Origin of the sequence: Bacillus pseudomycoides DSM 12442, from assembly GCF_000161455.1 — a bacterium.
In the GTDB taxonomy this organism is placed as follows: domain Bacteria; phylum Bacillota; class Bacilli; order Bacillales; family Bacillaceae_G; genus Bacillus_A; species Bacillus_A pseudomycoides.
Genome location: NZ_CM000745.1, coordinates 1,038,140 through 1,062,890 on the forward strand (window position 1 = coordinate 1,038,140; position 24,751 = coordinate 1,062,890).

Annotated in this window: 23 protein-coding genes; 10 read left to right on the forward strand and 13 right to left on the reverse strand. The window is 36.5% G+C overall.

Annotated features, from left to right (window positions below; all coding sequences use genetic code 11):
• Positions 1–10 precede the first annotated feature (10 nt).
• The 5 genes from fabF to BPMYX0001_RS05155 form a co-directional block, all read right to left on the reverse strand.
• Positions 11–1,249: a beta-ketoacyl-ACP synthase II gene (fabF, locus tag BPMYX0001_RS05135; protein WP_003195912.1), complete on the reverse strand. Its 1,239-nt coding sequence runs from the start codon at positions 1,247–1,249 to the stop codon at positions 11–13.
• Between the two features lie 31 nt (positions 1,250–1,280).
• Positions 1,281–2,213 carry a beta-ketoacyl-ACP synthase III gene (gene fabH, locus BPMYX0001_RS05140; protein ID WP_018783036.1) on the reverse strand — a complete coding sequence of 311 codons (933 nt, stop codon included), beginning with the start codon at positions 2,211–2,213 and terminating at the stop codon, positions 1,281–1,283.
• 345 nt (positions 2,214–2,558) lie between these two features.
• Entirely contained in the window at positions 2,559–2,732 is a 174-nt protein-coding gene (locus BPMYX0001_RS05145; protein ID WP_003195910.1) for a ComZ family protein, read from the reverse strand.
• A gap of 416 nt (positions 2,733–3,148) precedes the next feature.
• Entirely contained in the window at positions 3,149–4,009 is an 861-nt protein-coding gene (locus tag BPMYX0001_RS05150) for an NAD-dependent epimerase/dehydratase family protein (protein WP_006093923.1), read from the reverse strand.
• Between the two features lie 57 nt (positions 4,010–4,066).
• Positions 4,067–4,801 (reverse strand): lipase family protein, encoded by a 735-nt coding sequence (locus tag BPMYX0001_RS05155; protein ID WP_018783038.1) that lies wholly within the window; start codon positions 4,799–4,801, stop codon positions 4,067–4,069.
• 157 nt (positions 4,802–4,958) lie between these two features.
• Here BPMYX0001_RS05155 and BPMYX0001_RS05160 point away from each other — a divergent pair, with 157 nt between their 5' ends.
• Positions 4,959–5,141: a YjzD family protein gene (locus tag BPMYX0001_RS05160; RefSeq protein ID WP_033798723.1), complete on the forward strand. Its 183-nt coding sequence runs from the start codon at positions 4,959–4,961 to the stop codon at positions 5,139–5,141.
• 38 nt (positions 5,142–5,179) lie between these two features.
• Here BPMYX0001_RS05160 and clpB read toward each other — a convergent pair whose 3' ends face one another.
• Positions 5,180–7,780 carry an ATP-dependent chaperone ClpB gene (clpB, locus tag BPMYX0001_RS05165; protein ID WP_006093925.1) on the reverse strand — a complete coding sequence of 867 codons (2,601 nt, stop codon included), beginning with the start codon at positions 7,778–7,780 and terminating at the stop codon, positions 5,180–5,182.
• Positions 7,781–7,986: 206 nt separating this feature from the next.
• Positions 7,987–8,166, reverse strand: coding sequence for a YjzC family protein (locus BPMYX0001_RS05170; RefSeq protein ID WP_018763997.1), 180 nt, complete (start codon positions 8,164–8,166; stop codon positions 7,987–7,989).
• 543 nt (positions 8,167–8,709) lie between these two features.
• On the opposite strand from BPMYX0001_RS05170, the gene BPMYX0001_RS05175 reads away from it, so the two are divergent.
• The 3 genes from BPMYX0001_RS05175 to BPMYX0001_RS05185 all read left to right on the forward strand — a co-directional run bounded on the left by BPMYX0001_RS05175 (position 8,710) and on the right by BPMYX0001_RS05185 (position 9,958).
• Positions 8,710–9,519: a Cof-type HAD-IIB family hydrolase gene (locus tag BPMYX0001_RS05175; protein ID WP_003195903.1), complete on the forward strand. Its 810-nt coding sequence runs from the start codon at positions 8,710–8,712 to the stop codon at positions 9,517–9,519.
• Between the two features lie 100 nt (positions 9,520–9,619).
• Complete coding sequence (locus BPMYX0001_RS05180) at positions 9,620–9,760, forward strand: hypothetical protein (RefSeq protein WP_003195901.1); 141 nt, start codon at positions 9,620–9,622, stop codon at positions 9,758–9,760.
• A complete protein-coding gene (locus BPMYX0001_RS05185) occupies positions 9,761–9,958 on the forward strand; it encodes a DUF3813 domain-containing protein (RefSeq protein ID WP_003195898.1) in 198 nt (65 codons plus the stop codon).
• A gap of 27 nt (positions 9,959–9,985) precedes the next feature.
• Here the strand turns inward: BPMYX0001_RS05185 and BPMYX0001_RS05190 are convergent, their stop codons facing one another.
• Positions 9,986–10,843: a YitT family protein gene (locus BPMYX0001_RS05190; protein WP_033798724.1), complete on the reverse strand. Its 858-nt coding sequence runs from the start codon at positions 10,841–10,843 to the stop codon at positions 9,986–9,988.
• A 107-nt stretch (positions 10,844–10,950) separates the two neighbouring features.
• Between BPMYX0001_RS05190 and BPMYX0001_RS30275 the strand changes: the two genes are divergently transcribed.
• Complete coding sequence (locus BPMYX0001_RS30275; protein ID WP_001120851.1) at positions 10,951–11,082, forward strand: DUF3941 domain-containing protein; 132 nt, start codon at positions 10,951–10,953, stop codon at positions 11,080–11,082.
• A 123-nt stretch (positions 11,083–11,205) separates the two neighbouring features.
• Positions 11,206–12,060 carry a peptidylprolyl isomerase PrsA gene (gene prsA, locus BPMYX0001_RS05195; RefSeq protein ID WP_003195894.1) on the forward strand — a complete coding sequence of 285 codons (855 nt, stop codon included), beginning with the start codon at positions 11,206–11,208 and terminating at the stop codon, positions 12,058–12,060.
• Between the two features lie 322 nt (positions 12,061–12,382).
• Here the strand turns inward: prsA and BPMYX0001_RS05200 are convergent, their stop codons facing one another.
• Complete coding sequence (locus BPMYX0001_RS05200; protein WP_006093927.1) at positions 12,383–13,249, reverse strand: CvfB family protein; 867 nt, start codon at positions 13,247–13,249, stop codon at positions 12,383–12,385.
• 142 nt (positions 13,250–13,391) lie between these two features.
• Here BPMYX0001_RS05200 and BPMYX0001_RS05205 point away from each other — a divergent pair, with 142 nt between their 5' ends.
• Positions 13,392–13,883 carry a YajQ family cyclic di-GMP-binding protein gene (locus tag BPMYX0001_RS05205; RefSeq protein ID WP_003195889.1) on the forward strand — a complete coding sequence of 164 codons (492 nt, stop codon included), beginning with the start codon at positions 13,392–13,394 and terminating at the stop codon, positions 13,881–13,883.
• An 842-nt stretch (positions 13,884–14,725) separates the two neighbouring features.
• Positions 14,726–16,066 carry a SpaA isopeptide-forming pilin-related protein gene (locus tag BPMYX0001_RS05210; protein ID WP_033798725.1) on the forward strand — a complete coding sequence of 447 codons (1,341 nt, stop codon included), beginning with the start codon at positions 14,726–14,728 and terminating at the stop codon, positions 16,064–16,066.
• A gap of 652 nt (positions 16,067–16,718) precedes the next feature.
• On the opposite strand, the gene BPMYX0001_RS05215 is transcribed toward BPMYX0001_RS05210, so the two are convergent.
• A complete protein-coding gene (locus BPMYX0001_RS05215; RefSeq protein WP_006093929.1) occupies positions 16,719–17,990 on the reverse strand; it encodes an alpha-amylase family glycosyl hydrolase in 1,272 nt (423 codons plus the stop codon).
• Positions 17,991–18,237: 247 nt separating this feature from the next.
• Here BPMYX0001_RS05215 and BPMYX0001_RS05220 point away from each other — a divergent pair, with 247 nt between their 5' ends.
• Positions 18,238–19,500, forward strand: a complete 1,263-nt coding sequence (locus tag BPMYX0001_RS05220) for an ammonium transporter (RefSeq protein ID WP_006093930.1) — start codon at positions 18,238–18,240, stop codon at positions 19,498–19,500.
• Between the two features lie 508 nt (positions 19,501–20,008).
• On the opposite strand, the gene BPMYX0001_RS05225 is transcribed toward BPMYX0001_RS05220, so the two are convergent.
• The gene (locus tag BPMYX0001_RS05225; protein ID WP_006093931.1) at positions 20,009–21,475 is read right to left on the reverse strand and encodes a catalase; all 1,467 of its coding nucleotides are present in this window, start codon (positions 21,473–21,475) and stop codon (positions 20,009–20,011) included.
• A 57-nt stretch (positions 21,476–21,532) separates the two neighbouring features.
• On the reverse strand, positions 21,533–22,492 hold the full coding sequence (gene hemH / locus BPMYX0001_RS05230) for a ferrochelatase (RefSeq protein ID WP_006093932.1): 960 nt from the start codon (positions 22,490–22,492) through the stop codon (positions 21,533–21,535).
• A gap of 479 nt (positions 22,493–22,971) precedes the next feature.
• Between hemH and BPMYX0001_RS05235 the strand changes: the two genes are divergently transcribed.
• On the forward strand, positions 22,972–23,769 hold the full coding sequence (locus BPMYX0001_RS05235; RefSeq protein WP_006093933.1) for a LysM peptidoglycan-binding domain-containing protein: 798 nt from the start codon (positions 22,972–22,974) through the stop codon (positions 23,767–23,769).
• A gap of 245 nt (positions 23,770–24,014) precedes the next feature.
• On the opposite strand, the gene BPMYX0001_RS05240 is transcribed toward BPMYX0001_RS05235, so the two are convergent.
• Entirely contained in the window at positions 24,015–24,701 is a 687-nt protein-coding gene (locus BPMYX0001_RS05240; protein WP_006093934.1) for an N-acetylmuramoyl-L-alanine amidase family protein, read from the reverse strand.
• Positions 24,702–24,751 lie beyond the last annotated feature (50 nt).

Genomic DNA, 24,751 nt, shown 5'->3' on the forward strand with positions numbered 1-24,751 from the left:
TTTTACTACATTATTTATAAGCTTTAAATACTAACACTGCGTTATGACCACCGAACCCTAATGAGTTACTTAAAACAGTGCGTACTTCTTGATGTCTCGCTTTGTTTGGTACGTAATCTAAATCACATTCTGGATCTGGTGTTTCATAGTTAATTGTTGGCGGAATCACTCCATCTGTAATAGATTTAACAGAGAAAATCGCCTCAACAGCGCCAGCTGCTCCTAATAAATGACCAGTCATTGATTTTGTAGAGCTAATCGCTACTTTATATGCATGTTCACCAAATGCTTCTTTAATTGCCATCGTTTCGTATTTCTCATTCGCATCTGTACTTGTACCATGCGCATTAATATAATCGATATCCTCAGGCTGAAGACCGGCATCTGCTAATGCTTGACGTATCGCACGAACACCGCCCTCACCGCCAGGAGCAGGCATTGTAATATGGAACGCATCACCTGTTGCACCATATCCGACAAGTTCAGCATAAATACGTGCACCTCGTGCTAACGCATGCTCCAACTCTTCTAGTATAAGAATACCAGCTCCTTCTCCCATTACAAATCCACTACGATTTTTATCAAATGGACGACAAGCAGTTGCTGGATCCTCATTAAATGTTAATGCTTTCGCTGAACTAAATCCTGCAAATGCCATACTTGTTAACGGCGCCTCTGCACCGCCTGTAATCATTGCATCTGCATCACCGCGCTGAATGACTTTAAATGCGTCACCAATTGAGTTTGCCCCAGATGCACAAGCTGTCACAGAACAAGTATTAATTCCTTTTGCACCTGTAGCAATTGAGACTTGGCCCGCAGCCATATCAGGAATCATCATTGGTATCAAAAATGGACTTACACGGCGCGGGCCTTTTTCCGTAAAGATTTTAAATTGCTCTTCATACGTTTCCATGCCACCAATACCAGAACCTATCCATACACCAATACGCGGTGCATTTTCTTCTGTAATGTCCAACTTTGCATCTTCAACTGCCATTTTCGCTGCTGCTACCGCATATTGTGTGAAGCGATCCATACGGCGCGCTTCTTTTTTCTCAATATATTTTTCAGCTTCAAAGTCGTTAATTTCCGCTGCTACTTTTGCTGGAAATTGTTCCGGATCTAAGCGTGTAAGCCGTCCGATTCCAGATACACCATTTTTAATGTTTTCCCAAGCTGTTTCTACATCTGTTCCGATCGGCGTAACAGCTCCTAGTCCTGTAATTACGACACGCTTCTTTTCCATACAAAATACACTCCTTTTTTTCTCTCAGTCCTTATTTGCCCCAACGAAGAGCGACTGCTCCCCATGTTAATCCGCCACCAAAGCCGACTAATATAATTAAATCACCGTCTTGAATACGTCCATTTTGCAATTCCTCTACCATCGCAATTGGAATTGAAGAAGCTGACGTATTCCCAAACTTTTCAATTGTTGTACTCATTTTTTCTTGTGGCAAACCTAATCGTTCCCTTGCCGATTCCATAATACGAATATTTGCTTGATGCGGAACTAAAAAGTCCACATCTTCTTTCGTAAGACCTGCTTTTTCTACAACACGAAGACAAGAATCACCAAGTTGACGAACAGCGAATTTAAAGACTTCTCTGCCATTCATCATAACATATTCATCTTGATAAAGGTGCTTGCCACCACTTCCATCTGCGCCTAATTCAAATGAAAGGATACCGTTTCCTTCTGAAACAGCTCCCATTACAACAGCACCTGCTCCGTCTCCAAATAACACTGCCGTATTGCGGTCGTTCCAATCTACAATTTTAGATAATTTATCACTACCAACTACTAATACGTTTTTATAAGTTCCAGTTTGAATAAATTGCTGCGCTGTAATCATTCCGTACATAAAGCCCGCACATGCTGCACCTAAATCCATTGCTGCTGCATGTTTCGCACCAATTTGTTCTTGAATTACACAAGCAACGGCTGGAAAAGAGCGATCTGGCGTTACTGTTGCAACTAAAATAAGGTCAATTTCTTCTCCACTAATCCCTGCATTTTCAATAGCTTTCTTGGCAGCTTCTACCGCCATATATGAAGTATCTATTGTATCATCGGCAATGCGTCTCTCTGCAATTCCCGTTCTCGTACGAATCCACTCATCAGATGTATCCATGATTTTCTCTAAGTCGTGATTTGTGACTACTTTTTCTGGCACATATCTTCCGATCCCTAAAATGCCTACGTTCACATCGCAGCCCTCCGTTTTATATCAATTATTATGACTTGGTACTAATTCTAAAACATAAATGTTTATTTGTCTAGAATATATTTCTAAGTAAAAAAATAAAGCCGACATATTGTCGACCTTATCTCATAGTAGAACCAAAAGCAAACTACCTATATATCCCGCTCTTTTCCAATTGAACTCCCCCCTCCTTCACTTTGCTTAGAAGAGGGAGCCTTCTCGGTTAAAATGACAAAAATACTTCCGTATCTGCTTTTACTTGGCGTGGGGCAGAAAAAGGCTCTGACCGTTTCTATGCATGGCTAGATGCTCTCTTCCTCCAAAAAAAGGGTTTTTGTCTAGTTCACCTTATTTTCCCGCTTTTCCAAGCTCATATGCTTCGTTCATTACTTTCATTAACAACTCTAGTACTGGCTGCGCTTTTTCCATATCAAGTGCAATCCCATTATCATCCAAAATGGCCTTTGCTTCCGGCAGGTGTTTCATAGCGATTTGTAAAAACTGCATATTTTTTTCATTCATATTTCTTCATCCTTTCCATAAAAGGAGCACTAATCTCCTTACTTCTACACTATATAAATTCCTTTTGATTTTTCAACATATAAGTCGGTGCTACAAAAACAAAAGGTGACTTGCACTCGTGTTCTCTCTTTGTTTTTAACTTTTGGTATGGGGTATGGCTTCTATGCATGGGCGGATACTCTCTCCCACCTAAAAAAGAAAGGTTTTATATCGGTTTTTCAATTTGTATTTATATTGATTTTCCAACATACAAACCACGGCTATGAAAATAAACGGAGATTTTCACTCGTTTTCTCCTTTTGTTTTCACTTGGCATGGGGCCAAAAAAGGACCTGACCGCTTCTATGCATGGGCGGATACTCTCTCCCACCTAAAAAAAGGTTTTATATCGGTTTTTCAATTTATATTTGTATAGTTTAACATATGTTATGTTCTTCGTATAACTCTTTATATCGTTTTAAATGTGTCAATTGCTTATTTAAACCGAATTCTAACGGCGTGTTTTTCACAATACAAACACTCTTTATCTCTTCTCCTTTTACTTCTTTAACAGTTTTTTTCACTTTATGCTCGGCATTTAAAAGGATAATTCCTTTTTCCCATAGATTTTCTTTACCACTGATCATATTATATACACCTAAATTTTCTATGGTTTTACCTTTTTCCCATAAATATTCACACACATCTTCTACATAAAGAAGGTCCTCTCCATTTTCATTTTGAAGAAGCTCATATTCCTTTTCCATAAGTTCAGAAAGAATAAGCCTGTGGTACGTCATAAAGGAAGGCTGCCATGGGCCATATAAAGTTGGAACACGAAGTATACTATAACGAATATTCCCCTTCTCCACTTCTTCCTCTACTTTCATAAATAATCGTTTATTTTCAGATTGATCTTGCACATTTGCTATTTCAATAGAAGAAAGTACATTTAGCTTCAGTTGTTTTCTTTCGCACATATGAATGACGCGCTTTAAATATTGTAAAATGATTCGTTCATTTCGAAATCCGCTTTGCCTGTTCGGTTCACATAAACAAAAGTAAGCCGCATCAAATTGATCGGTTTCTACTGTCTTCCATCCGCTCTCATCTCTTATAGACGAATACATAAACAAATCATTCCGCCCAATTAGAAATAACTTTTCTTCACTTACTTTTGACATACTTTCCAGATCAGCAAAATCAAGGCCATATACTTCTACTTCTTCCGCAAGCATTTTATTTACAAGATGATAGCCTACAAACGAAAGTGCTCCTATAATTAGTACGCGCTTCATGTCACCAACCCTTTCTCCCTCTAAACAAATAGCTCCTCATTTATGTATATTGGAGCTTCATAAATCTTCTTCATATTTTTTAAAGAAATGACATGTATGTTGAACCATCTTATATTTTACATGTTGCAAATGAAACGATAGTGAGGTCTCACAATTTTTATTTATCCGCTTTTTTTCATATTCACGTAACAATTGCTTGCGCGCTTTTTGTTCTTGTGTGGATACAAATATTTTTACAGGCACACAAGAAGGTAAATAAGAAAAAGACTTCTTAGCAATTTCCGCTTCTAACTGAGCTTCCTTCACATCATACGCAAGCAATAACTCTCTCACTAACCTTTTATAGAAAAATTTATGCTCTTTTTCAAATTCCACATGTGCAGGCAAATCTAGGCATGGAGTAAGCATCACTACAGATCGAATACATTCTGGGTATCGATTCATCATTTCAAGAGCCACAAGAGCCCCCATTCCATCTGCAATGATATGAATTTGTTCGTTTAGTGTTTCTTTTTTCATAACAACATGATACAAACGCTTCGCTAAACGAACCGATTGATCATTCCCCCAATGTCTCCCGTATAAATTAGATGAAAAAACGGTATATCCATTTTCTATCAGCCCATTTAAAAAATGAGCGCGCCCCGCATGCTGCGTCCATAAACTTGTACCATTCTCAATAAAATAATTGTAATCACCAAGAAGCATGACACCAAATCCATTGGGCTTCTCTGGCAAATAAATCACACATGGTTCTTGTTCTAAGTAAAAAAAACGTTCCGTAACACTCATCATTCTCCCGCCTTATTTTCTAAACATAAAAACTACTCCTTTATAATGTATGAAAGGAATACAATTTTGCTTTGAAAAATCTACAAATATTTTTTCTATATTCTTTTTTCAATTGTGTTACAATAAGGACAGATTGAACGAATAGGGGTGTGAAAAGATGCGTGTAATTTGGGCCTTTATTTGGTCGTTCCTGCTTGTACATATGATGAGCTATGTAATTAGCTCTATGACCGGCGGTGTATACGATTTCCAACAAGCGTCTATTTTCTCAGTTGTTCTTGCTGTGCTTGTAATGGCAATTGCAGCAGCAATTCCAAACGAACCAGTAGAACAACACTAATAAAGAAAGAGCCCGGATTCAATCTCCGGACTCTTTTTTTATTGGACATGAACAACTAGTTCGTTATTTTCCACATCAACAACTACATGACTATTATCAGTAATTGTTCCCGCAATCAATTCCCGTGCTAACTTTGTTTCAACTTGACGCTGTACATATCGTTTTAATGGACGCGCTCCATACATCGGATCGAACCCAGATTCCACAACAAACTCTTTTGCTACTTCTGTTAATTCCACTGTAATATGACGATCTATTAAACGCCCTTGTAACTCTTTTACAATTTTATCAACGATTCCTTTGATCTCATTTGTTGTAAGTGGTTTAAATAAAATAATTTCATCCACACGATTTAAAAACTCTGGACGAAAATGTCCTCTAAGCTGCCCCATAACAAGATCTCTTGCTTCCTCTTTAATTGTACCATCTTCTTGTAACCCTTCTAATAAATGCCCTGAACCAATATTTGATGTCATAATAATCACTGTATTTTTGAAATCCACTGTTCGTCCTTGTGAATCCGTAATACGCCCATCATCTAACATTTGTAATAAAATGTTGAATACTTCTGGATGTGCTTTTTCAATTTCATCTAATAAAATAACGGAATATGGTTTACGGCGTACGGCTTCTGTTAATTGTCCACCTTCCTCATATCCTACATATCCAGGAGGAGCTCCAATCAAGCGAGACACAGCATGTTTCTCCATATACTCGGACATATCAATGCGAATGATTTGCTCTTCACTATCAAATAAAGATTGTGCTAATGTTTTCGCAAGTTCTGTTTTCCCAACGCCTGTTGGTCCTAAGAAAATGAATGAACCGATTGGACGATTTGGATCTTTAATACCAGCGCGAGCACGAAGAACTGCATCCGCCACAAGACTAACTGCTTCCTCTTGCCCAATAACACGTTCTGATAAAATTTGCTCTAAGCGTAGCAGTTTTTCACGTTCACCTTCTACAAGCTTTGCAACTGGTATGCCAGTCCAACGTGAAACGATATTTGCAATTTCTTCTTCACTTACTTCTTCACGAAGCAAACGGTTCTCTTGTTCGTTATGCGCTCCCGTTTCTTCCGCCTCTCTTAATTCTTTTTCCACTGCTGGAATTTTACCATGACGAAGCTCTGCTGCTTTATTTAAGTCGTAATTCCCTTCTGCTTCTTCTAATTCACGACGTAAACGTTCAAGGTGTTCCCTTAAGTCACGAACTTTATGGATTTCTTCTTTTTCTTTTTGCCATTGCGCTCGCATTCCATTTGCAACTTCTTTTAAATCAGATAGTTCACGTTGCAATGTTTTTAGTCGCTCTTGACTACCACGATCCGTTTCTTTTCCTAAAGCAGCTTCTTCAATTTCCAGCTGCATAATGCGGCGCGTTACTTCATCCAATTCTGTTGGCATAGAATCAATTTCTGTTCGAATTGTTGCGCACGCTTCATCAACAAGGTCAATCGCTTTATCTGGTAAAAAGCGATCAGATATATATCGATCAGACAATACAGACGCCGCTACAATCGCACGGTCATGAATATTTACACCATGATAAATTTCAAAGCGCTCTTTTAAACCACGTAAAATAGAAATTGTATCTTCTACCGTTGGCTCTTCCGCTAACACTTGTTGAAAACGACGTTCTAGCGCTGGATCTTTCTCAATATATTTTCGATATTCATCTAAAGTAGTCGCTCCAATACAATGAAGTTCACCGCGTGCAAGCATTGGTTTTAACATATTCCCTGCATCCATCGCCCCTTCTGTTTTACCAGCACCAACAATTGTATGGAGCTCATCAATGAATAAAAGAATACGCCCTTCACTTTTTTTGATTTCATTTAACACAGCTTGCAAACGTTCTTCAAACTCACCACGGAACTTTGCACCCGCCACAAGCGCGCTCATATCTAACGCAAAGATTGTTCTATCTTTTAATCCTTCTGGTACATCTTTTCGCACAATTCGTTGTGCCAATCCTTCAACAATTGCTGTTTTCCCAACGCCTGGTTCACCAATTAAAACAGGGTTGTTTTTTGTTTTACGAGAAAGAATGCGGATAACCCGGCGAATTTCGCTATCACGACCAATGACAGGATCAATTTTCCCTTGTCTTACTTCTGCCACTAAATCACGGCCATACTTTTCTAACGCTTCATATGTTACTTCTGGATTTTGACTAGTCACTCTCTGATTCCCCCGAACTTCCATTAAAGACTGTAATAATGTATCCTTCGTAATGTGAAATGCTGTGAACAAGTGATTCATATCACCTTTTTCCTCGCAAAATGCGAGCAATACATGTTCCACTGAAATATATTCATCTTGCAGTTTTTTTGCCTCTGCCTCTGCTTTAACGAGTAATTGCCCTAAAGCATTTGTCACATACACTTTGCCAGCTTCTACACCACTTCCTGTAACAGATGGTTTCTTTTGAAGCAATCTTTCTACTTCTTTCGTTAATTGTTCTATATTGACATTCATTTTTTGAAAAATACGCACTGCTAATCCATCTTGCTGCTGTAATAATGCAAGTAATAGATGAACAGTATCAACTTCTTGATGATGATGAGATACCGCTAAAGATTGAGCACTCATAATTGCTTCTTGTGTTTTCGTCGTCATTTGATTTAAGTCCATCTTCATAAACCTCCAAACATTGGAATCCTCTTGATGTTTGACCTTTTTTGATTTTTTGACTTTATTTGACCTTTAATTTAATTATACGCCAATTGTCTTTTTTATACAATGAATTTGATTATGAAATTTGAACTTTGTTTCCCAAAAATAGTATGTATACCTCTGCTCTTCAATCACAAAAGCCGCAATATAAATTGCGGCTTCTCTTACGGCTTTCTTTTATATGTCCACTGGCGGTTCTGATTCGAATTCTCAGGAAACCTTTGACCAGCAGTTAATTTTACCAGTTGTGGATCTTTAACCATACTTCCTGTTTCACCAATTTCTACATAAATCCCATCATTTGGTGCTTTCTGTCCAGAACGAAACCTATGATTTTGTCCCATTTTCATTCTCCTTCCATGACATCTTTACACCGTTAGTATATCCATTTTTGAGAAAGCCTTTCTGTTATGTTTAGGAAACGAGTCATATTTTTTATTACTGTTCATATGTATGACTTTACATGATAAAGCAGGAGAACAAGCATCACTTGTTGAAAAAAAAGAAACCGACCTATTCTAGGCCAGTTCCAAAGGAGAGTCAAACATATACGAGAAGATTACATGTTCATTATATGTCTTGCTGCGCCCGTAATGTAACCCTTTTCACAAATTGTACAAAATGAAAGAAACATTATTTGAACTTTCAAAAAAATCATTGACTTTTCTGATTTTGGGTAGGAAATAGTGGACACTAACATGTTTCGCGACGTAAGATGAATATATAATGAAACTTCCATTCATGGTTGTTTCTCCCGCATTAACGGGGGATGGAGACCCCCGCTGATGGAAGTTCCACTTTATCTATACACTTTCCAACCTCTTATTTCTGCATCTTAAAACGGAAATACAGATAGAAACAAAAAATTTTTCATAAGAGGTGAAAACATGAAAAAACAACATTTAATCGCATTAGATTTAGATGGCACTTTACTTACAGACAATAAAATTATTTCCGCACGAACAAAGCAAACAATTGAAAAAGCAAAAGAACAAGGACATGTTGTTGTCATTTCAACAGGACGTCCATTTCGCGCTAGTCACGCTTATTATAAAGAACTTGGTTTGAATACACCTATCGTTAACTTTAACGGCGCTTATGTTCATCACCCGCTTGATACAAATTGGGGAACGCACCATTCCCCCCTTGAGCTTTCTACTGCACAAGAAATCGTTCGGGCTTGCTTTGATTTTGGCGTTAAAAACATTTATGCCGAAGTAATTGACGATGTATATGTTCGCGAAATTGATGAGGATAAAAAGCATATCTTTGAATTTGGCTCTCCAAATATTTTCACAGGAGACTTACTAAACATTTTGCAAGATCATCCAACATGCTTATTAATCGATGCACTGGATGAGCAATCAACAGCTATTCGTAAGCATTTAACAGATATGCATGCAGAAGTGATTGATCATCGAAAATGGGGTGCTCCTTGGCCGATTATTGAAATTGTGAAAAGCGGCCTCAATAAAGCGATTGGACTTCAAAAAGTTTCTAGCTATTATAACATTCCACAAGAACGAATTATTGCGTTCGGTGACGAAGACAATGATTTTGAGATGATTGAGTTTGCAGGTCACGGCATCGCCATGGGTAATGCCATTCCTGAATTAAAAACATTAGCGAATCATACGACATTAACAAACGAAGAAGATGGAATTGCTCTTTATTTAGAAGAGGTTCTTGGATTGTAATCTAAAAATTCCCTACTTATAGTTTGGCTCAAAACGCTCATACTATAACTAGACACAGCGATGTGTCAGTTGTTTTCTGCTAAAAAAGGGGGAATTACGAATGGGTAAAAAGAACAAATCAAAACGCTTCACCCAACAAGGGGCCGATGCTGTTATGAAGCATGCTGAAAGATTCCCGTACCGCGGTACATTAGCTGATGCAGAAAAAGAACGAAACAACTCTTCTCTCGGAGGGGTTTAAATGGGTAACTTATTATTTCAGCAAGCACGAGATGCTGTTGCAGGCGCCGTTTCTTGTTCAAGCGGCACAGAACAGCGGGAACTCGTTTATAGAGCCAAAAATGCTTTGCAATCCGCTTATGCCAATTCTTCAACTGCTGAAAAGGTACAACTGCGTGAGATGCAACAGCAACTGCAAAACATTACTAACACACATTAAAACAAGAGGACCGATTCCCGGTCCTCTTTAATCTTTCCGAAACAACCCAAATATACCGACCGTTTGAATGACATTTGTAAATGCGCCAGGATCTACCTGTCTAATAATTCTCTCTAGTTCATATAGCTCGTAACGGGTAATCACAATCATTAGCATTTCTTTATTTTCATTTGTATATGCCCCTGTCGCTGGTATAGTTGTAATACCGCGTACTAAACGTGCTTGAATCGCTTTTCGTACATCTTTACCATTTTTCGTAACGATAAATGCTGTAATTTTCACATGACGAGTATGAATTGCATCAATAATCCTCGATGATACATATAGTGTCACTAACGTGTATAACGCTTTTTCCCATCCGTACAAATAGCCAGCTGCAATAATGATGATTGCATTAAAGAAAAAGAAATATGTTCCGACAGGCTTATCTTTTATTTTTGACAAAATCATTGCAATAATATCTAAACCACCTGTGGAAGCTCCCCATTTTAAGGCAATTCCTACCCCTATCGCTGAAATGAGACCACCAAAAATAGCATTCAATATAATATCATTTGAAACAGCCTTCACTGGTATAATTTCTAAAAACAGTGTCATAAATACAACACATAAAAAACTAAATAACGTAAACGCTTTTCCGACCTTTTTCCATGCTAAAATAACGACCGGAATATTAAATAAAGCAAAAAGTACTCCCGTCGATATGTGAATCGATGCAAAATCGCCTAACACTTGCGAAAGCAATTGAGATAATCCCGCGAAACCGCTCGCATATACTTTTGCTGGCGTTAAGAACAAGTTCATTCCAATTGCATTTAATAAACCTGCGATGATAACAACAATTAGTTTTTTCGTTAATTCGGCATAATTTAATTTTAAGTCCATACCCCATCCACCTTTATACATAATAGGTTCACCACTACTCGTATACATAGTCTTTACGAAAACGGAAATGATAAACGTACAACTGTTTAGAAATGGAGTTGATATGTATGCCGCATACAAGCGATAATGACAAAAAAGCACGCGATAATAATGCAAAGCGCACACAAAAAAATGAACAAGAACAAAAAAATATTCAGCAAGGAAAACGTGCATACTCTAAAAAAACAGATCATCTTTAATTATTTCGTACATCAACATAATTGTTGATGTACTTTTTTATTTCACAAAAAACATCTCAAATTCACTTCTTGTTCACTTCTCTATTTTACAATAATAACAGCATAATTAGATGAGGTGTTAGGATGAAAAGAAAACAATTATGGATAGCAACAGCTGCGCTCGGAACGTTAATGCTGTCTGCTTGTGGTCCAAAAGATAACTCAGAGGCGATTGCAACATCAAAAGTTTCAACCATTACAAAAGGTGATTTTGACAAGCAGTTAAAAGAACGGTACGGAAAAGATATGCTATATGAAATGATGGCACAAGATATCATGACAAAAAAATATAAAGTATCTGATGATGAAGTCGATAAAGAATTCAAAAAAGCAAAAGATCAATTTGGTGATCAATTCAAAACGGTATTAGAAAGTAACCGCCTAAAAGATGAAGATGACTTTAAAAATCAAATTAGGTTCAAATTAGCAATGAACGAAGCCATTAAGAAAAGCATTACAGATAAAGATGTAAAAGCAAACTATAAACCTGAAATTAAAGCCAGCCACATTTTAGTAAACGATGAAAAAACGGCAAATGATATTAAGAAACAACTGGATGAAGGTGCTTCATTCGAAGAGTTAGCAAAACAACAGTCACAGGACCCAGGTTCAAAGGAAAATGGCGGAGACCTTGGATACTTCGGTCCAGGTAAAATGGTACCTGAATTTGAAGAAGCGGCTTACAAATTAAATGTCGGTGAAATTAGCAAACCTATCAAGTCATCACAAGGCTATCACATTATTAAACTTACCGATAAAAAAGAATTAAAACCATATGATGAAGTAAAAGATTCCATTCGTAAAAATCTGGAAGAAAAGTTGTTAGCAGATCAAACTACAGGTCAGAAAATATTGTTAGACGAATTCAAGAAAGCTGATATTAAAGTAAAAGATAGCGATTTGAAAGATACATTCTCTCGTCTTTCCGGGCAACAATAAAAAATCTAGCAACAGAGTGGGCTGGTAGAAAAATAGTAAATGAAATTTCACCCCGCATTAGCGGGCAGTAAGACTCTCACCTCAAGATTCAGAGAAAAACGAGAAAGATAAGTGAGAAATCAACTGCTCGTAAAAGCCCGATTGGCGAGAGCTAATAATCAGTGGGAGATGAAGAAAACCCCACTGATTAAAGTTTCACTTTATCGGAGCAAATTCGAATATATCGACGTTCCGACACATAACGACAAAAAAAAGGAGCCTGCTGACTCCTGTTTCCCAACACTCTGAAAATCCGAACAAGCATGAGCCTGTTCGGATTTTTTTATTTCTTGAAGTACGTCCAACCTTCTTCTTGATAAACCTTTTCTTCTTTCATCAACTTACCAAGCGCACGTTTAAACGCTGCTTTACTCATATTAAAACGTTCTTTAATGTCTTCTGGATGGCTCTTATCCCAAAACGGCATTGCTCCTCCGCGGCTCTCCATGTACTCATAAACCACCGCAGCATCATCTTCCATTCCCTCTTCTTTACGCGGAAGAAGTGAAATATTAATCGTACCATCATCTTTCACATCAATAATACGGCCCGTTACACGCTCACCAATACGAACTTGTTCTTTTCTTTCTGTGTGGTGTAAAAAGGCACGGAAATGTTCATCCGTTAATACAAACGAACCAACTTGAAGTGAGCGATATACACGTCCGTTCACATTTTTATTACGCATAGATGGCGTTGCCTCTACAATAATTTCCTGCATATCTGAATCTCTTGCCGGAAGAGCAATAAGACGACCACGATTTGTTAATTTTAATGTACAATATAACTCATCGCCTTCTTCTGGCCAAACTGGTGTATAAATTGGAAACTCATCAGCTGGGATTAAGATATCCTTAGAAACACCGATATCAACGAACACACCTAAATCAGGTTTTACTTCTACGACTTTTACCCAATTCCAATCACTTATCGTAATAAGCGGCGTCTTCATTGTCGCAGAAATTCGCTCTTGATGATCAAGATATAGAAATACATCAATCGTATCGCCTTCCTCAATTTCTCCCGCTACTTCATTTTTATGTAAAAATACTTCTTCATAACCATCCTCATCGTCAAATCCAACCATATATCCAATTTCCGTTTCTCGTAAAACAGTTACCTGTTCAATCGATCCTGGCTGCAAATACATATATTTTAATTCCCTTCTATATATAAAGTATATTTTTATCATTCCAAAGAAAGCTTCATTATAACACGAATTTTCCTTTATTTGTCCAACTCGCAAAAATTCACTATAATAAGAGGTGGAATTTAATTTGGAGGTGCTTACTATGGCAAAAGATAGTTCTTTTGACATCGTTTCAAAAGTAGAATTACCAGAAGTAACAAATGCTATTAACATCGCATTAAAAGAAATTCAAAATCGATATGACTTTAAAGGAAGCAAGAGTGATATTAAATTAGAAAAAGAAGTAATCGTTTTAACTTCTGATGATGAATTTAAATTAGATCAAGTAAAAGATGTTCTTATTTCAAAACTAGTTAAACGCGAAGTACCAATTAAAAACTTAGACTACGGAAAAGTAGAAAGCGCTACTGGTAACACAGTACGTCAACGTGCAACACTGCAACAAGGTATCGATAAAGATAACGCGAAGAAAATTAATAACATTATTAAAGAGTTAAAATTAAAAGTGAAAACACAAGTACAAGATGATCAAGTACGCGTAACAGCAAAAAGCCGCGATGACTTACAAGCAGTAATCGCAGCGGTTCGTAGCGCTGATTTACCAATCGACGTACAATTCATTAACTATCGTTAATAGAAAAATAATAAAAAATGATAAACACACGTAAAATAGCGCTTCACCTAACCCTTTTTGGTCAGATGAAGCGCTATTTTTTCATATTTTGGCAGGCTACGATGAGATAGGCCTGCATTTGGACAGACTTCAGCCCTCAGAACCGAGCGTATCGATAACCATCTACTTTTGTCTATAATTGAAATTTATCAGGATTATACTTTTTTCAAATATTCTCATTAATCAATTCTATTTTACAGAAAAAAACTGTTTCACCTTCTAACTAATTGAACTACCCCCACCTTCACTTCGTTTAGAGGAGGGGGTCTTCACGGTTAAAATGATAAAATCCATTATTCTACCCATGATATTCCTTATATATAAAATTATAAATTATAACATAAAAATATAATAACTTCGTATGCAATATTGCATACGAAAACAGATTGCAAACCATCTATTTTCTGAATATAATAAACATAAAATATGGCTAAATTTTCAGAAAATAAATAAAGGTAATTTTAAAGAGCGGATTGAATACCAAAAACGTTCATCTAATAAACGAATTATTAATTGTGTTTATTTTCAAATAGCTAGATTTCACCTTTCAAAACTCATTTTTTTGAAAAGATTTTTAATAGTATAGAATAATATTTATATCAAGAAAGTTAGTCCAATACATAGTAATCTTAATAAAGGTTATAGCTCAGATAAGTCAACAAATATTGTCAGACATTATAAGATTCTAAAATAACCATTATTTTAATTTAAATTTTCGGAATAATCAAACTGAAATATCCGAAGTAAGAAAAATTAACATGTACATATTTATTACTAAAACTTTAATGAATGGTGGGAATGAAATGAAACGCAAAGTATTAACAAAATGGTTTGGAATTATAAGTTTAATCATTATGTTGCTAGGAGTTTCTATTCCACAAGCAGCAGCTGAGATAATACATCAAGAAAAGTTTCAAATTAACTGGAATCACATTAAATTCAAAGGTGCTGAAGTAAAAATAAAGGCAGATCTCTTAAAAACTTCATCAAAAGATGTTGCATATTGTTTATCACCTGATTTGAATTCACCAAACGGAGAGGAACTTCCTGAAATCGGGAAAGAAAATGATTTTGTATATCGTGTTTTACTTTATGGCTATCCTCAAAAAACACCAGCTGAACTGGGAGTTTCTACAAAAGAGGAAGCATACTATGCAACTCAATTAGCTATCTGGGTTGCATCTAAAAAAATCGAAATTGCTGATTCAAAACCAGAGAACCAACCGGTATATAATCTTGTAAAACAGCTGATAGACAAAGCTTCTAAAGGTACTGAAGTACAGGAAACATACTTAAACATAATACCTAATGAAAAACAGACAGTAGAGCAAAATGGGGACTATCTTGAAACCAAATTATATACGGTTCAATCAAATGCCTTATCTGGAGTATATTCCGTTCAATTGGAGGAGGCACCAGAAGGAGTGAAAATTTTAAATGAACAAGGTGAAGAAAAGAATGAATTCTCTATAAAGGAAAAATTTAAAATTTTAATTCCAAAAAAATCGACAAATGGAACTTTCAAACTAAGAGTACATACAAAATTGCAAAGTTTACAAGCAGTTATTTTTGATGGCAAACAAAAGGTTCAAAATACCACAGCTTTATTGCCAAGAATGAGTGAAAAAAGTAGTACTGATATAGCAGTGCAATGGGAATCATTAGGATCTCTAAAAATTACGAAGGTAGGAGAGAATAGAGAAACTTTAAAAGGAGCGGTATTTGAGGTTGCAAGTGAAAATGGCGATTTTAGGAAAGAAATCACTACAACTAAAGATGGAGTTGCACTATTAAATCAGCTTCCTATTGGTACATATATTATAAAGGAAATTCAGGCACCAGAGGGTTATGTACTGGACCCTACAATACAGAGAATGGAAGTAAAGAACGGCGAAATAGCAAAAATAGAAATAAAGAATAAAAAAATAAAAAATGAGCTGCAAGTTACAAAAATACATGATACATATAAAAACACTAAACAATCTGATGATATACAAAATAAAGAGTACACAGAAGAAAAAGAGCATGTAAGTCAAGAACAATATTACTTACCATCAACAGGAGGGAAATTTCCAATTACATCATATATAGGAATATCATTTGTTGTTTTAGGACTCTACATATTGAAAGTAAAACACAAATAAGTTACAAATAGTAGAGGCTTATTATTAAAATTTATAGAAGGTAGTAGCTAATACTTAATATTCAAGATACCTTAATAGCCCTATATAATGTTAACAGATGTTTCGTGAAAATGTAGCTTATAATGATTCTCAAAAATGAAAACGCTTGCAAAATTAAAGGTTATTAAACTATAGGTATGTCTTTTTATCCTAGGAACTATGAGAGACACCTACTAAAATAAATGAACATTAGTTTTGTATTCAGGAGAATCCATCCAATTTTGCAAGTGGTAATAGTTTAGTAAATAGGTAAGATAAAGAATAAGCCAAAAAACAAATTTATCAAATAGAACCGTATAATGCACAAAAAGGGTATTCATTGGCAGCAATTACATTTACATACTAAAGCATAAAAAGCTTTTTCACCATGAAACTGATACTGTTGAACCTATGTCCGCAGAACAGGAGGAGCTACTTAAATAGAATCTGCGATGTCTTTTCGAATCTCTGAACCATTTAAATAACGTTTTACAGCCTTTAACTTCTCTTCGATTGTAACTTAAAAAGCACCTCCAATTGTTAAACTGTGTCTAACAATTGGAGGTGTTCTTCATAATCTCCTTTTATTTTCATAACCACGGCTTGTATATAGTCTAAAACCTACCCTCTCCTATTATTTCTTCTTTTTCTTTACCGCGATTAAAAAAGCAATAAACAAAACATTTACCCCAATTAGTAAAGAGATAAAAAGCCAATTAACCCCCGTTTTTTCTCTAACTTGATATACATTTGCTTCTTCTCGCTTCAATACGAGATAATAATTCCCATCTTCTTCTCTAATGATTTCATCTTCCAATAATCCCTTTAATTCCCGATTTTCTCCTATCTCATTTGCCGAAAGTGAAACTTTTTGTGTCTCTTTCGTGTTGTTAATTGCAACAAGTGTCACTTCATCTTTATACGTCCTTTTTAGCACACTCATCCCAGTCTTATCATATAACAACTCAAACGTCCCACGGCGAAGAGAGGGGAATTTTTGACGAATCTCTCCCAATCTCGTTACATACTGTAAAAACTTTTCATCTGTTTTAAAATCCATTAAGCGGCGATTATCTGGCACTCCCCCGCCATCAAGCGCAATTTCCGTTCCGTAGTACACAATCGGCATCCCTGGTGTTGTATATAAATAAGTAAGCGCAAGTTTTAAACGAGTCGGCGGATAATATGCGTTCTCTTTCGCGATTCTGACAAACCGCTTTGTGCCTTGATTATCTAAAAAATTACTTGTTACTTTACCATTTTCGATTAAACTAACGTCATAAAGTGGTTTAATAGGTGTATCCGTTTTCGTAAAGACATCTGTTATGTGCTTATAGTACTCATTATGTATACCCTCTCCCTCATCAGTCATAACGAGGAAATCTTTTTTTATTCCTTGAACACTTTGTTTTACTGTATTTAAAAAGGCACGTGATATTTCTTTACTATGCATAAGATAACTTCCATCTATGTTTGCTTCTTTCATCCACCATTTTATCGAATCAATAAGCGTTTCTTGCTCTTTTTCTACAACAAATTGAAACACCACTTTCATATCTCGTTTATGTGCTTCTTGCACAAGTTGTTTCACATCTTGCATTGACCCAAAATATTCATTCACTTTTTGCAAATCAACCATACCATACCCATCATACGTTTCACCTTTAAAAATCGGCGAAAGCATAATAGTAGTGAATCCCATCTCTTTTATGTAATCAATTCGCTTTACAATCCCTTGTATATCTCCCCCTTGGTATCTTTCTAAATTCCCTACATCAAGCTGTTTATCATTTTTTGCATCTCCATTATTAAAACGGTCAACCATAATAGAATATACTACTTCATCTTGCCACTCTCTTTTTTCTTCTGCTGATGTATGTATAGGCGCTAAGAAAGCAAATACCATACAAAAACAAATCAACACTCCTCTTCTCCATATCTTCTTCACATAATATCCCCCAACTTCTTTTTAATTGTAAGAATAGTATATCAATTTTCTGAACAAACCGCACTTACACAAACGACATGTCAGGTTTCCTCACGTGATATTTGAAATTTTCTGAAAAACATGTTGATTTTTTATTTATTATTGAATATGATATGAAACATAACATTGAATGTAATATTTTATAACATTATAGGAGGGGAAAAGAATGAACATGGGAGATACTGTGTTTTTATTTTTAGCGACGGTAATGGTTATGATTATGACGCCAGGTTTGGCACTTTTTTACGGCGGAATGGTTCGTAGCAAAAATGTACTGAGTACTACAATGCATAGCTATAGCGCGATGGCGATCGTTTCCATTCAATGGATTTTTATCGGTTATTCTTTATCATTCGGGCCAGATTGGAATGGCGTCATTGGTACATTAGATTGGTTCGGCTTGCAAAACGTAACTTACGCACCAAACGCAGACTACTCCGCTACTATTCCTCACAATTTATTTATGATGTTTCAACTTATGTTTGCAATCTTAACACCAGCGCTCATTTCAGGAGCATTCGCTGAAAGAATGCGATTTTCTGCTTTTCTCATTTTCATCCTTATTTGGACGACAATCGTTTATAATCCCGTTGCCCATTGGGTATGGGGCGTTGGCGGATGGCTTCGCGAACTCGGAGCATTAGATTTCGCTGGCGGTAACGTTGTCCATATCACATCCGGTGTCGCTGGGCTTGTATTAGCGATTTTCCTCGGCAAGCGAAAAGACGTAAACGGATCTTCTCCTCACCATCTCCCCTTTACACTTTTAGGCGCAGGCTTATTATGGTTTGGATGGTTCGGGTTTAACGTCGGTAGCGCCCTTACACTGAACGATGTAGCACTGACCGCATTCATTAATACAAATACCGCAGCCGCAGCTTCCGCCTTAACATGGATCTTAGCAGAGTGGTTCTTCCAATCAAAACCGACTGTAATGGGAGCGGCTTGCGGCGCTGTATCAGGCCTCGTTGCTATTACACCAGCTTGCGGATTCGTCACTCCTTTCTCCGCTCTTTTAATCGGAGCGATCGGAGGCGTTCTTTGCTTCGGAGCTGTCTTCTTTTTAAAACATAAACTTGGCTATGATGATGCACTTGATGCATTTGGATGTCACGGTATCGGCGGAACATGGGGCGGCATTGCAACAGGACTATTTGCAACCACTTCTGTAAATAGCGGCGGCGCTGATGGATTTTTTTATGGAAATGCCGCACTCCTTTGGAAACAGCTAGCTGCAATTGGAGCGACTTATGCATTTACAATCGTGATGACGTACGCCATTATTAAAGGAATTAGTTTCTTCCTTCCCGTTCGCGCGCATGAGCATGAAGAGCAAATGGGGCTCGATATTTCGATGCATGGGGAGAAGGCTTATGAATATAGTGAGAAATCACTAGGCGAGGTGGCAATACAAAAAGAGGCTAAGTGATGCATTTTATAAGTATATAACTTTTATAATAGAAAAAGGTTTATCTCTTTTTAATACGAGATAAACCTTTTTATTTGTTACCTCAGGTACTTATCGTCTATGTTTTATTAGAGCATGTATCCAAAAAGCAGACCTTCGGAAGGCTATGTCTGAAGGCGGAACGATTGACCCTAATCCATGAAGACCATGAATTTCAGGGGAATAGACTGAGGCTTCTCCAGTCATTGATCTTTGTGCACTACCTATAATTTTAAATCCCCTTTTCTTCTTCATAGCAGCGATTTATATGTCGAAAAAACAAAATGGATTTATATAATCGATACACGATATTCTCATTCATCTCTTTTTAAATTCGAATTCAGAAAGTAAAAAATCTAATAAAAAATAAAGTTCTTATAAGTATTTTAAAAGAAAAGACGACTGAAAATTCAGCCGTCTTTTTATTCATTATATTAGTAGACACATATAGCAATTAAAATTTGAGAATAAAATAGAACCATGAATATTATTATTTCTTAGGATTTCCTACATACGCTGAAATATCAACGTTTAATGATTTTGCTAAGCGCATACCGTAATCACGATCTGCACGGAAGAAGTTACAGATTGCAAGTAATTTTGTTTGCTCATGCACATCTTTTAAATCGTTTGTTAAGTTGGCAATTAAGTTATCTTGTTCCTTTTTAGAGAATGAACGGTAACGCTCACCCGCTTGCTGGAAGTCGTTTGGTTTATCGATTTTTTCACGAGATACATAACCTTCAAGCTTCATAGTTGAATCACGGTATGCTGGATCCTCAACTGGATTTTCCGCATGACGACTTGGCTCGTAGTTAATTGTTGATGGTTGTTGATTCATTTGCATTGCACCATCACGTTGTTGATTACGAACAGCTGCATATGGGCAGTTCACAGGGATTTGTAAGTAGTTCGCACCAAGACGGTAACGTTGTGTATCTGGATAAGAGAATAAACGTCCTTGTAATAATTTATCTTCAGACGGTTCAATACCAGGTACAGTTGCACTTGGAGTAAACGCAGCTTGCTCTACTTCTGCAAAGAAGTTTTGTGGGTTGCGATTTAACGTCATTGTTCCGACTTCTATTAACGGAAAGCGATCTTCTGGCCATACTTTTGTTGGATCTAATGGATCAAAGTCTAAAGAATCCATTTCATCAAGTTGCATTACCTGTACGTGAAGATCCCATTTTGGATAATCTCCACGCTCGATTGCATCAAATAAATCACGAGTTGCATGGTTGAAGTCTTTTCCTTGTACTTGTTCTACTTCTTTTGCACTCAAGTTACGAACACCTTGCTGTGGTTTCCAATGATATTTAATATAAACAATTTTACCTTCTGCACTAATCCATTTAAATGAATGTACACCGAAACCTTCCATTTGACGATAGTTTGCTGGCGTACCGTAATCAGAGAATACCCATGTCATCATGTGTGTAGACTCTGGAGACAAAGTCATGAAATCCCAGTAACGATCTGGCGTTTGAATATTTGTATCTGGTGCTGGTTTTAAAGAGTGCACCATGTCAGGGAATTTAATTGCATCACGAATGAAGAAAACTGGTAAATGGTTACCAACGATATCATAGTTTCCTTCCTCTGTATAAAACTTTACAGCGAAACCACGTGGGTCACGAGCTGTTTCCGGAGAACCTTGCCCATGAATAACCGTTGAGAAACGAACGAATACAGGTGTTTCTGTTCCCTCGTTTTGCAAAAACGCTGCTTTCGTATATGCTTTCATGCTATTTTTCGTTACGAAAACACCATGAGCACCTGCGCCACGCGCATGAACAACACGTTCTGGAATACGTTCACGATCAAAATGAGCAAGTTTTTCTACTAAATGATAATCTTCTAATAATACCGGTCCACGGCGACCAGCTGTACGAGAATTTTGGTTATCCCCTACCGGAGCACCTTGGTTTGTTGTTAAGCGATTATTTGGATTCATCAAGAGGAACCTCCTATTATTTCATAATAATAATTACTTATTTAAAATTATTATAATTTAATTATTGTTCAAAATTAACTTTTTGTCAATTATTTTATTCACTTTTTTGGAAACAATTTCTACTAAACAATCAATAAATAAGTCTTGAGCATTCGGCATAGCTGGTCTGAAATAGGATGCACCTAGTTCATCCGTTACAACTTTACATTCATAATCGTTGTCATACAGCACTTCTAAATGTTCTGCCACAAACCCGACAGGACAGTATACAAAAGATTCATAACCATGCTTTTCGTATAAATCTTTCGTTACATCTTGTACATCTGGTCCAATCCATGGATCTGGTGTATTTCCTGCACTTTGCCAGCCAATTGTATAATTTTGAATACCTGCTGCTTCAGCAATTAAATCTGCCGTATGCTGTAGTTGCTTCACATACGGGTCTCCTGCTGCAATAATCTTCTCTGGTAAACTATGCGCTGAAAAAATTACAACAGCTTTCTCTCCGTCTGTAATTCTAGTAAATGTTTCTTTTATTTGGTTTGCCCAATACGCAATAAATTTCGGTTCATCGTACCATTGCTCAATCGGCTCTATAACAGGACCATTTATGTTCTCAGAAATCTTTTGGGCACGCTCGTTGTACGCTTTAATACTAAAAGTTGAATAATGAGGTGCTAACACAATACTAATTGCTTCCTCAATACCATCCCGCTTCATCTCTTCCACCGCATCTTCAATAAATGGAGCGATATGTTTTAGTCCCAAATAACATACAAATTCAAATTCTGAAAAACTCTTATTTAACTCATTTGTTAATTTTCTAGCTTGTTCCTTTGTAATTTTCGCAAGTGGTGAAATACCACCAATCGCTTTATAACGCCCCACTAAATCATCAAGCGCTTCTTGAGATGGTTTACGTCCATGACGAATATGCGTATAATACGCCTCTACATCCTCAAGTGATTCTGGCGTTCCGTACGCCATCACAAGTAAACCTATTTTCTTCTTATTCATCTATATTCACCTCAATATCAGAAATGAGAATCTTTTTCAAGAACATTCGTTTTCAGTATACCAATCGATAATGAGTACGTCAAAATAATAATTATAAATAAGTATTATTTATAATATGATTTTTAATTTTATTTGACAATTTATTTAATATCATTTGTCATATTCTGGTTTGCTTCCACTGAATTTTGAGATAGGGTCTTACTGTCCGCAAATAGCGAGATAAAAATGTAACAGTTAACATTCTAAAATCAAAATAAAATGAATAACAAATGAATAAAAATTATACGTAAGATATAAGATCATTAAGATATTCAGTTACATAAAGACCATTAATATATTGATACACAATTAATGACGATACTCATTCAATTTGTTAGTATATAAATGACTTAACCATTAACGATAAATAAACATTCTGGTTTATGAATTTTTATTCACAACTAAGTATATCTCAACGATTTTCAGGAGGTTTTTTTCAGATGAAGTTACATAAGATGAAACATTTGCTACCTATATCTGCTGCAACAATTACACTCGTATCTAATCAAGGAACGGCCGATGCAGCAACGGTTTATACTGTTAAAAAGAATGACACTCTCGGGGGTATTAGCATCCACTATGGAGTTTCAGTTCAAGCCATTAAACAAGCGAATCATAAGACGAATGATCGAATTTATATTGGAGAACAATTAACCATTCCAGTCTCGCCTTCATCAAGCGAATCTACACAACAAAAAGATGTGGCAGCTTCAAATCATTCAGCTCAAATTGTTTATCAAGTTCAACGAGGAGATACATTAGAAGCTATCGCAAAACGATACAATGTATCCATACAATCAATTAGACAAGCTAACAATACAAACGGCGATCGGATTTATGCAGGTCAACACTTAATTATTACGACAGGTATTTCAGAACAAGAACTGGACTTAATGGCTCGTTTGGTCACTGCCGAAGCCGGAGGAGAGCCTTACGCTGGGAAAGTCGCAGTGGCCAAAGTTATATTAAATCGCGTTGATGCAGTAGAATTTCCAAATACAATTACCGATGTTATTTATGAACCTATTAAATACGGCTATGCCTTTACACCAGTTACAGATGGAAGAATTGATCAACCAGCAACCCGCGAAGCGAGAATGGCGGTAGAAGAAGCAATTTCTACTAAAGGAATTAATTCTGATTGGCTTTATTTTTATAATCCAAAAACCTCTACCGACAAATGGATTACGACACGCCAAACTGTTGCAGTAATTGGGAATCATGTGTTTGCTAAATGAGGAATTGATTCATTAACTATATTTACTCTCGGACAGATTTCTTCCCTTGGAAGGTCTGTCCCTTTTTATTTCTCTTCTATAGATTCATAGAGAATATTCAACTACCCCTACCTTCACTTCGTTTAGAGGAGTGAGTCTTCTCGGTTAAAATGATAAAGAAGACACTCTAACAAGTGTCTTCTTTCGTTGTAAAAATCTCTTAAAATATGTATCTAGTATCCTACATACTCATAAAAAAACTTTCGTTACATCATAACGCCATTATCTTTGAATGAATACCATTTTCCATCAATGAAATGTTTACCTGTTGCCATTGCACCGTTAGACTGTAAATAATACCAATTGCCATTTTCTTGTAGCCATCCTGTTTTCATCGGGCCATCCCCATTCAGATAGTACCATGTACCCTCATCTTGCACCCAGCCTGTTTTCATCGGGCCATCATAAAAGTAATACCATTTCCCGTTATAACTTAACCAACCTGCGTGGCTTGCTCCAGTTTTATCATTAAAGTAATACCAATCACCATCAACTAATTCCCATCCCGTTACCATTGATCCATCTGGATTGAAATACCATACAGTACCACCTTCAGCTAGTTTTCCTGTCCGCATAGCACCACTGTCATCAAAAAAGTAACGCTTTCCTCCCTCATCTAACCAACCTTCGTTCCACCCATTTGCTGAGCTTTTCATTGTGCCATTTGCATTTAAGTAATACCATGTGCCCTTATCTTTTAACCACCCTGTTTTCTTCACACCATTTTGATCATAGAAATACCATGTATTCCCCTCTTTTACCCAACCTGTTTTCTGCATTGCCTGTTCTGTTTTTGGAGCAAGTTGTTTTACAGCTTCTTGGTTTTCAGCATGAGATACTGCAGGAACTACAAACATTGCAGACATTAAAACTGGTAAAATAGTTTTCTTCATTTTCCATATCCCCCAAATAATGAATAATTTGTGTTTTTATTTCCACAAGG

Bases quoted from the DNA above. Each gene is read 5' to 3' on its own strand.
- prsA (WP_003195894.1), top strand. From the start codon at position 11,206: ATGAAAAGAAAACAATTATGGATAGCAACAGCTGCGCTCGGAACGTTA.
- hemH (WP_006093932.1), bottom strand. From the start codon at position 22,492: ATGAATAAGAAGAAAATAGGTTTACTTGTGATGGCGTACGGAACGCCA.
- BPMYX0001_RS05210 (WP_033798725.1), top strand. From the start codon at position 14,726: ATGAAACGCAAAGTATTAACAAAATGGTTTGGAATTATAAGTTTAATC.
- BPMYX0001_RS05215 (WP_006093929.1), bottom strand. From the start codon at position 17,990: ATGGTATTTGCTTTCTTAGCGCCTATACATACATCAGCAGAAGAAAAA.
- BPMYX0001_RS05190 (WP_033798724.1), bottom strand. From the start codon at position 10,843: ATGGACTTAAAATTAAATTATGCCGAATTAACGAAAAAACTAATTGTT.
- BPMYX0001_RS05205 (WP_003195889.1), top strand. From the start codon at position 13,392: ATGGCAAAAGATAGTTCTTTTGACATCGTTTCAAAAGTAGAATTACCA.
- BPMYX0001_RS05145 (WP_003195910.1), bottom strand. From the start codon at position 2,732: ATGAATGAAAAAAATATGCAGTTTTTACAAATCGCTATGAAACACCTG.
- BPMYX0001_RS05180 (WP_003195901.1), top strand. From the start codon at position 9,620: ATGGGTAAAAAGAACAAATCAAAACGCTTCACCCAACAAGGGGCCGAT.
- BPMYX0001_RS05185 (WP_003195898.1), top strand. From the start codon at position 9,761: ATGGGTAACTTATTATTTCAGCAAGCACGAGATGCTGTTGCAGGCGCC.
- BPMYX0001_RS05170 (WP_018763997.1), bottom strand. From the start codon at position 8,166: ATGGGACAAAATCATAGGTTTCGTTCTGGACAGAAAGCACCAAATGAT.
- BPMYX0001_RS30275 (WP_001120851.1), top strand. From the start codon at position 10,951: ATGCCGCATACAAGCGATAATGACAAAAAAGCACGCGATAATAATGCA.
- BPMYX0001_RS05150 (WP_006093923.1), bottom strand. From the start codon at position 4,009: ATGAAGCGCGTACTAATTATAGGAGCACTTTCGTTTGTAGGCTATCAT.
- BPMYX0001_RS05220 (WP_006093930.1), top strand. From the start codon at position 18,238: ATGAACATGGGAGATACTGTGTTTTTATTTTTAGCGACGGTAATGGTT.
- fabF (WP_003195912.1), bottom strand. From the start codon at position 1,249: ATGGAAAAGAAGCGTGTCGTAATTACAGGACTAGGAGCTGTTACGCCG.
- BPMYX0001_RS05240 (WP_006093934.1), bottom strand. From the start codon at position 24,701: ATGAAGAAAACTATTTTACCAGTTTTAATGTCTGCAATGTTTGTAGTT.
- BPMYX0001_RS05160 (WP_033798723.1), top strand. From the start codon at position 4,959: ATGCGTGTAATTTGGGCCTTTATTTGGTCGTTCCTGCTTGTACATATG.
- BPMYX0001_RS05175 (WP_003195903.1), top strand. From the start codon at position 8,710: ATGAAAAAACAACATTTAATCGCATTAGATTTAGATGGCACTTTACTT.
- BPMYX0001_RS05200 (WP_006093927.1), bottom strand. From the start codon at position 13,249: ATGTATTTGCAGCCAGGATCGATTGAACAGGTAACTGTTTTACGAGAA.
- BPMYX0001_RS05225 (WP_006093931.1), bottom strand. From the start codon at position 21,475: ATGAATCCAAATAATCGCTTAACAACAAACCAAGGTGCTCCGGTAGGG.
- clpB (WP_006093925.1), bottom strand. From the start codon at position 7,780: ATGGACTTAAATCAAATGACGACGAAAACACAAGAAGCAATTATGAGT.
- BPMYX0001_RS05155 (WP_018783038.1), bottom strand. From the start codon at position 4,801: ATGAGTGTTACGGAACGTTTTTTTTACTTAGAACAAGAACCATGTGTG.
- BPMYX0001_RS05235 (WP_006093933.1), top strand. From the start codon at position 22,972: ATGAAGTTACATAAGATGAAACATTTGCTACCTATATCTGCTGCAACA.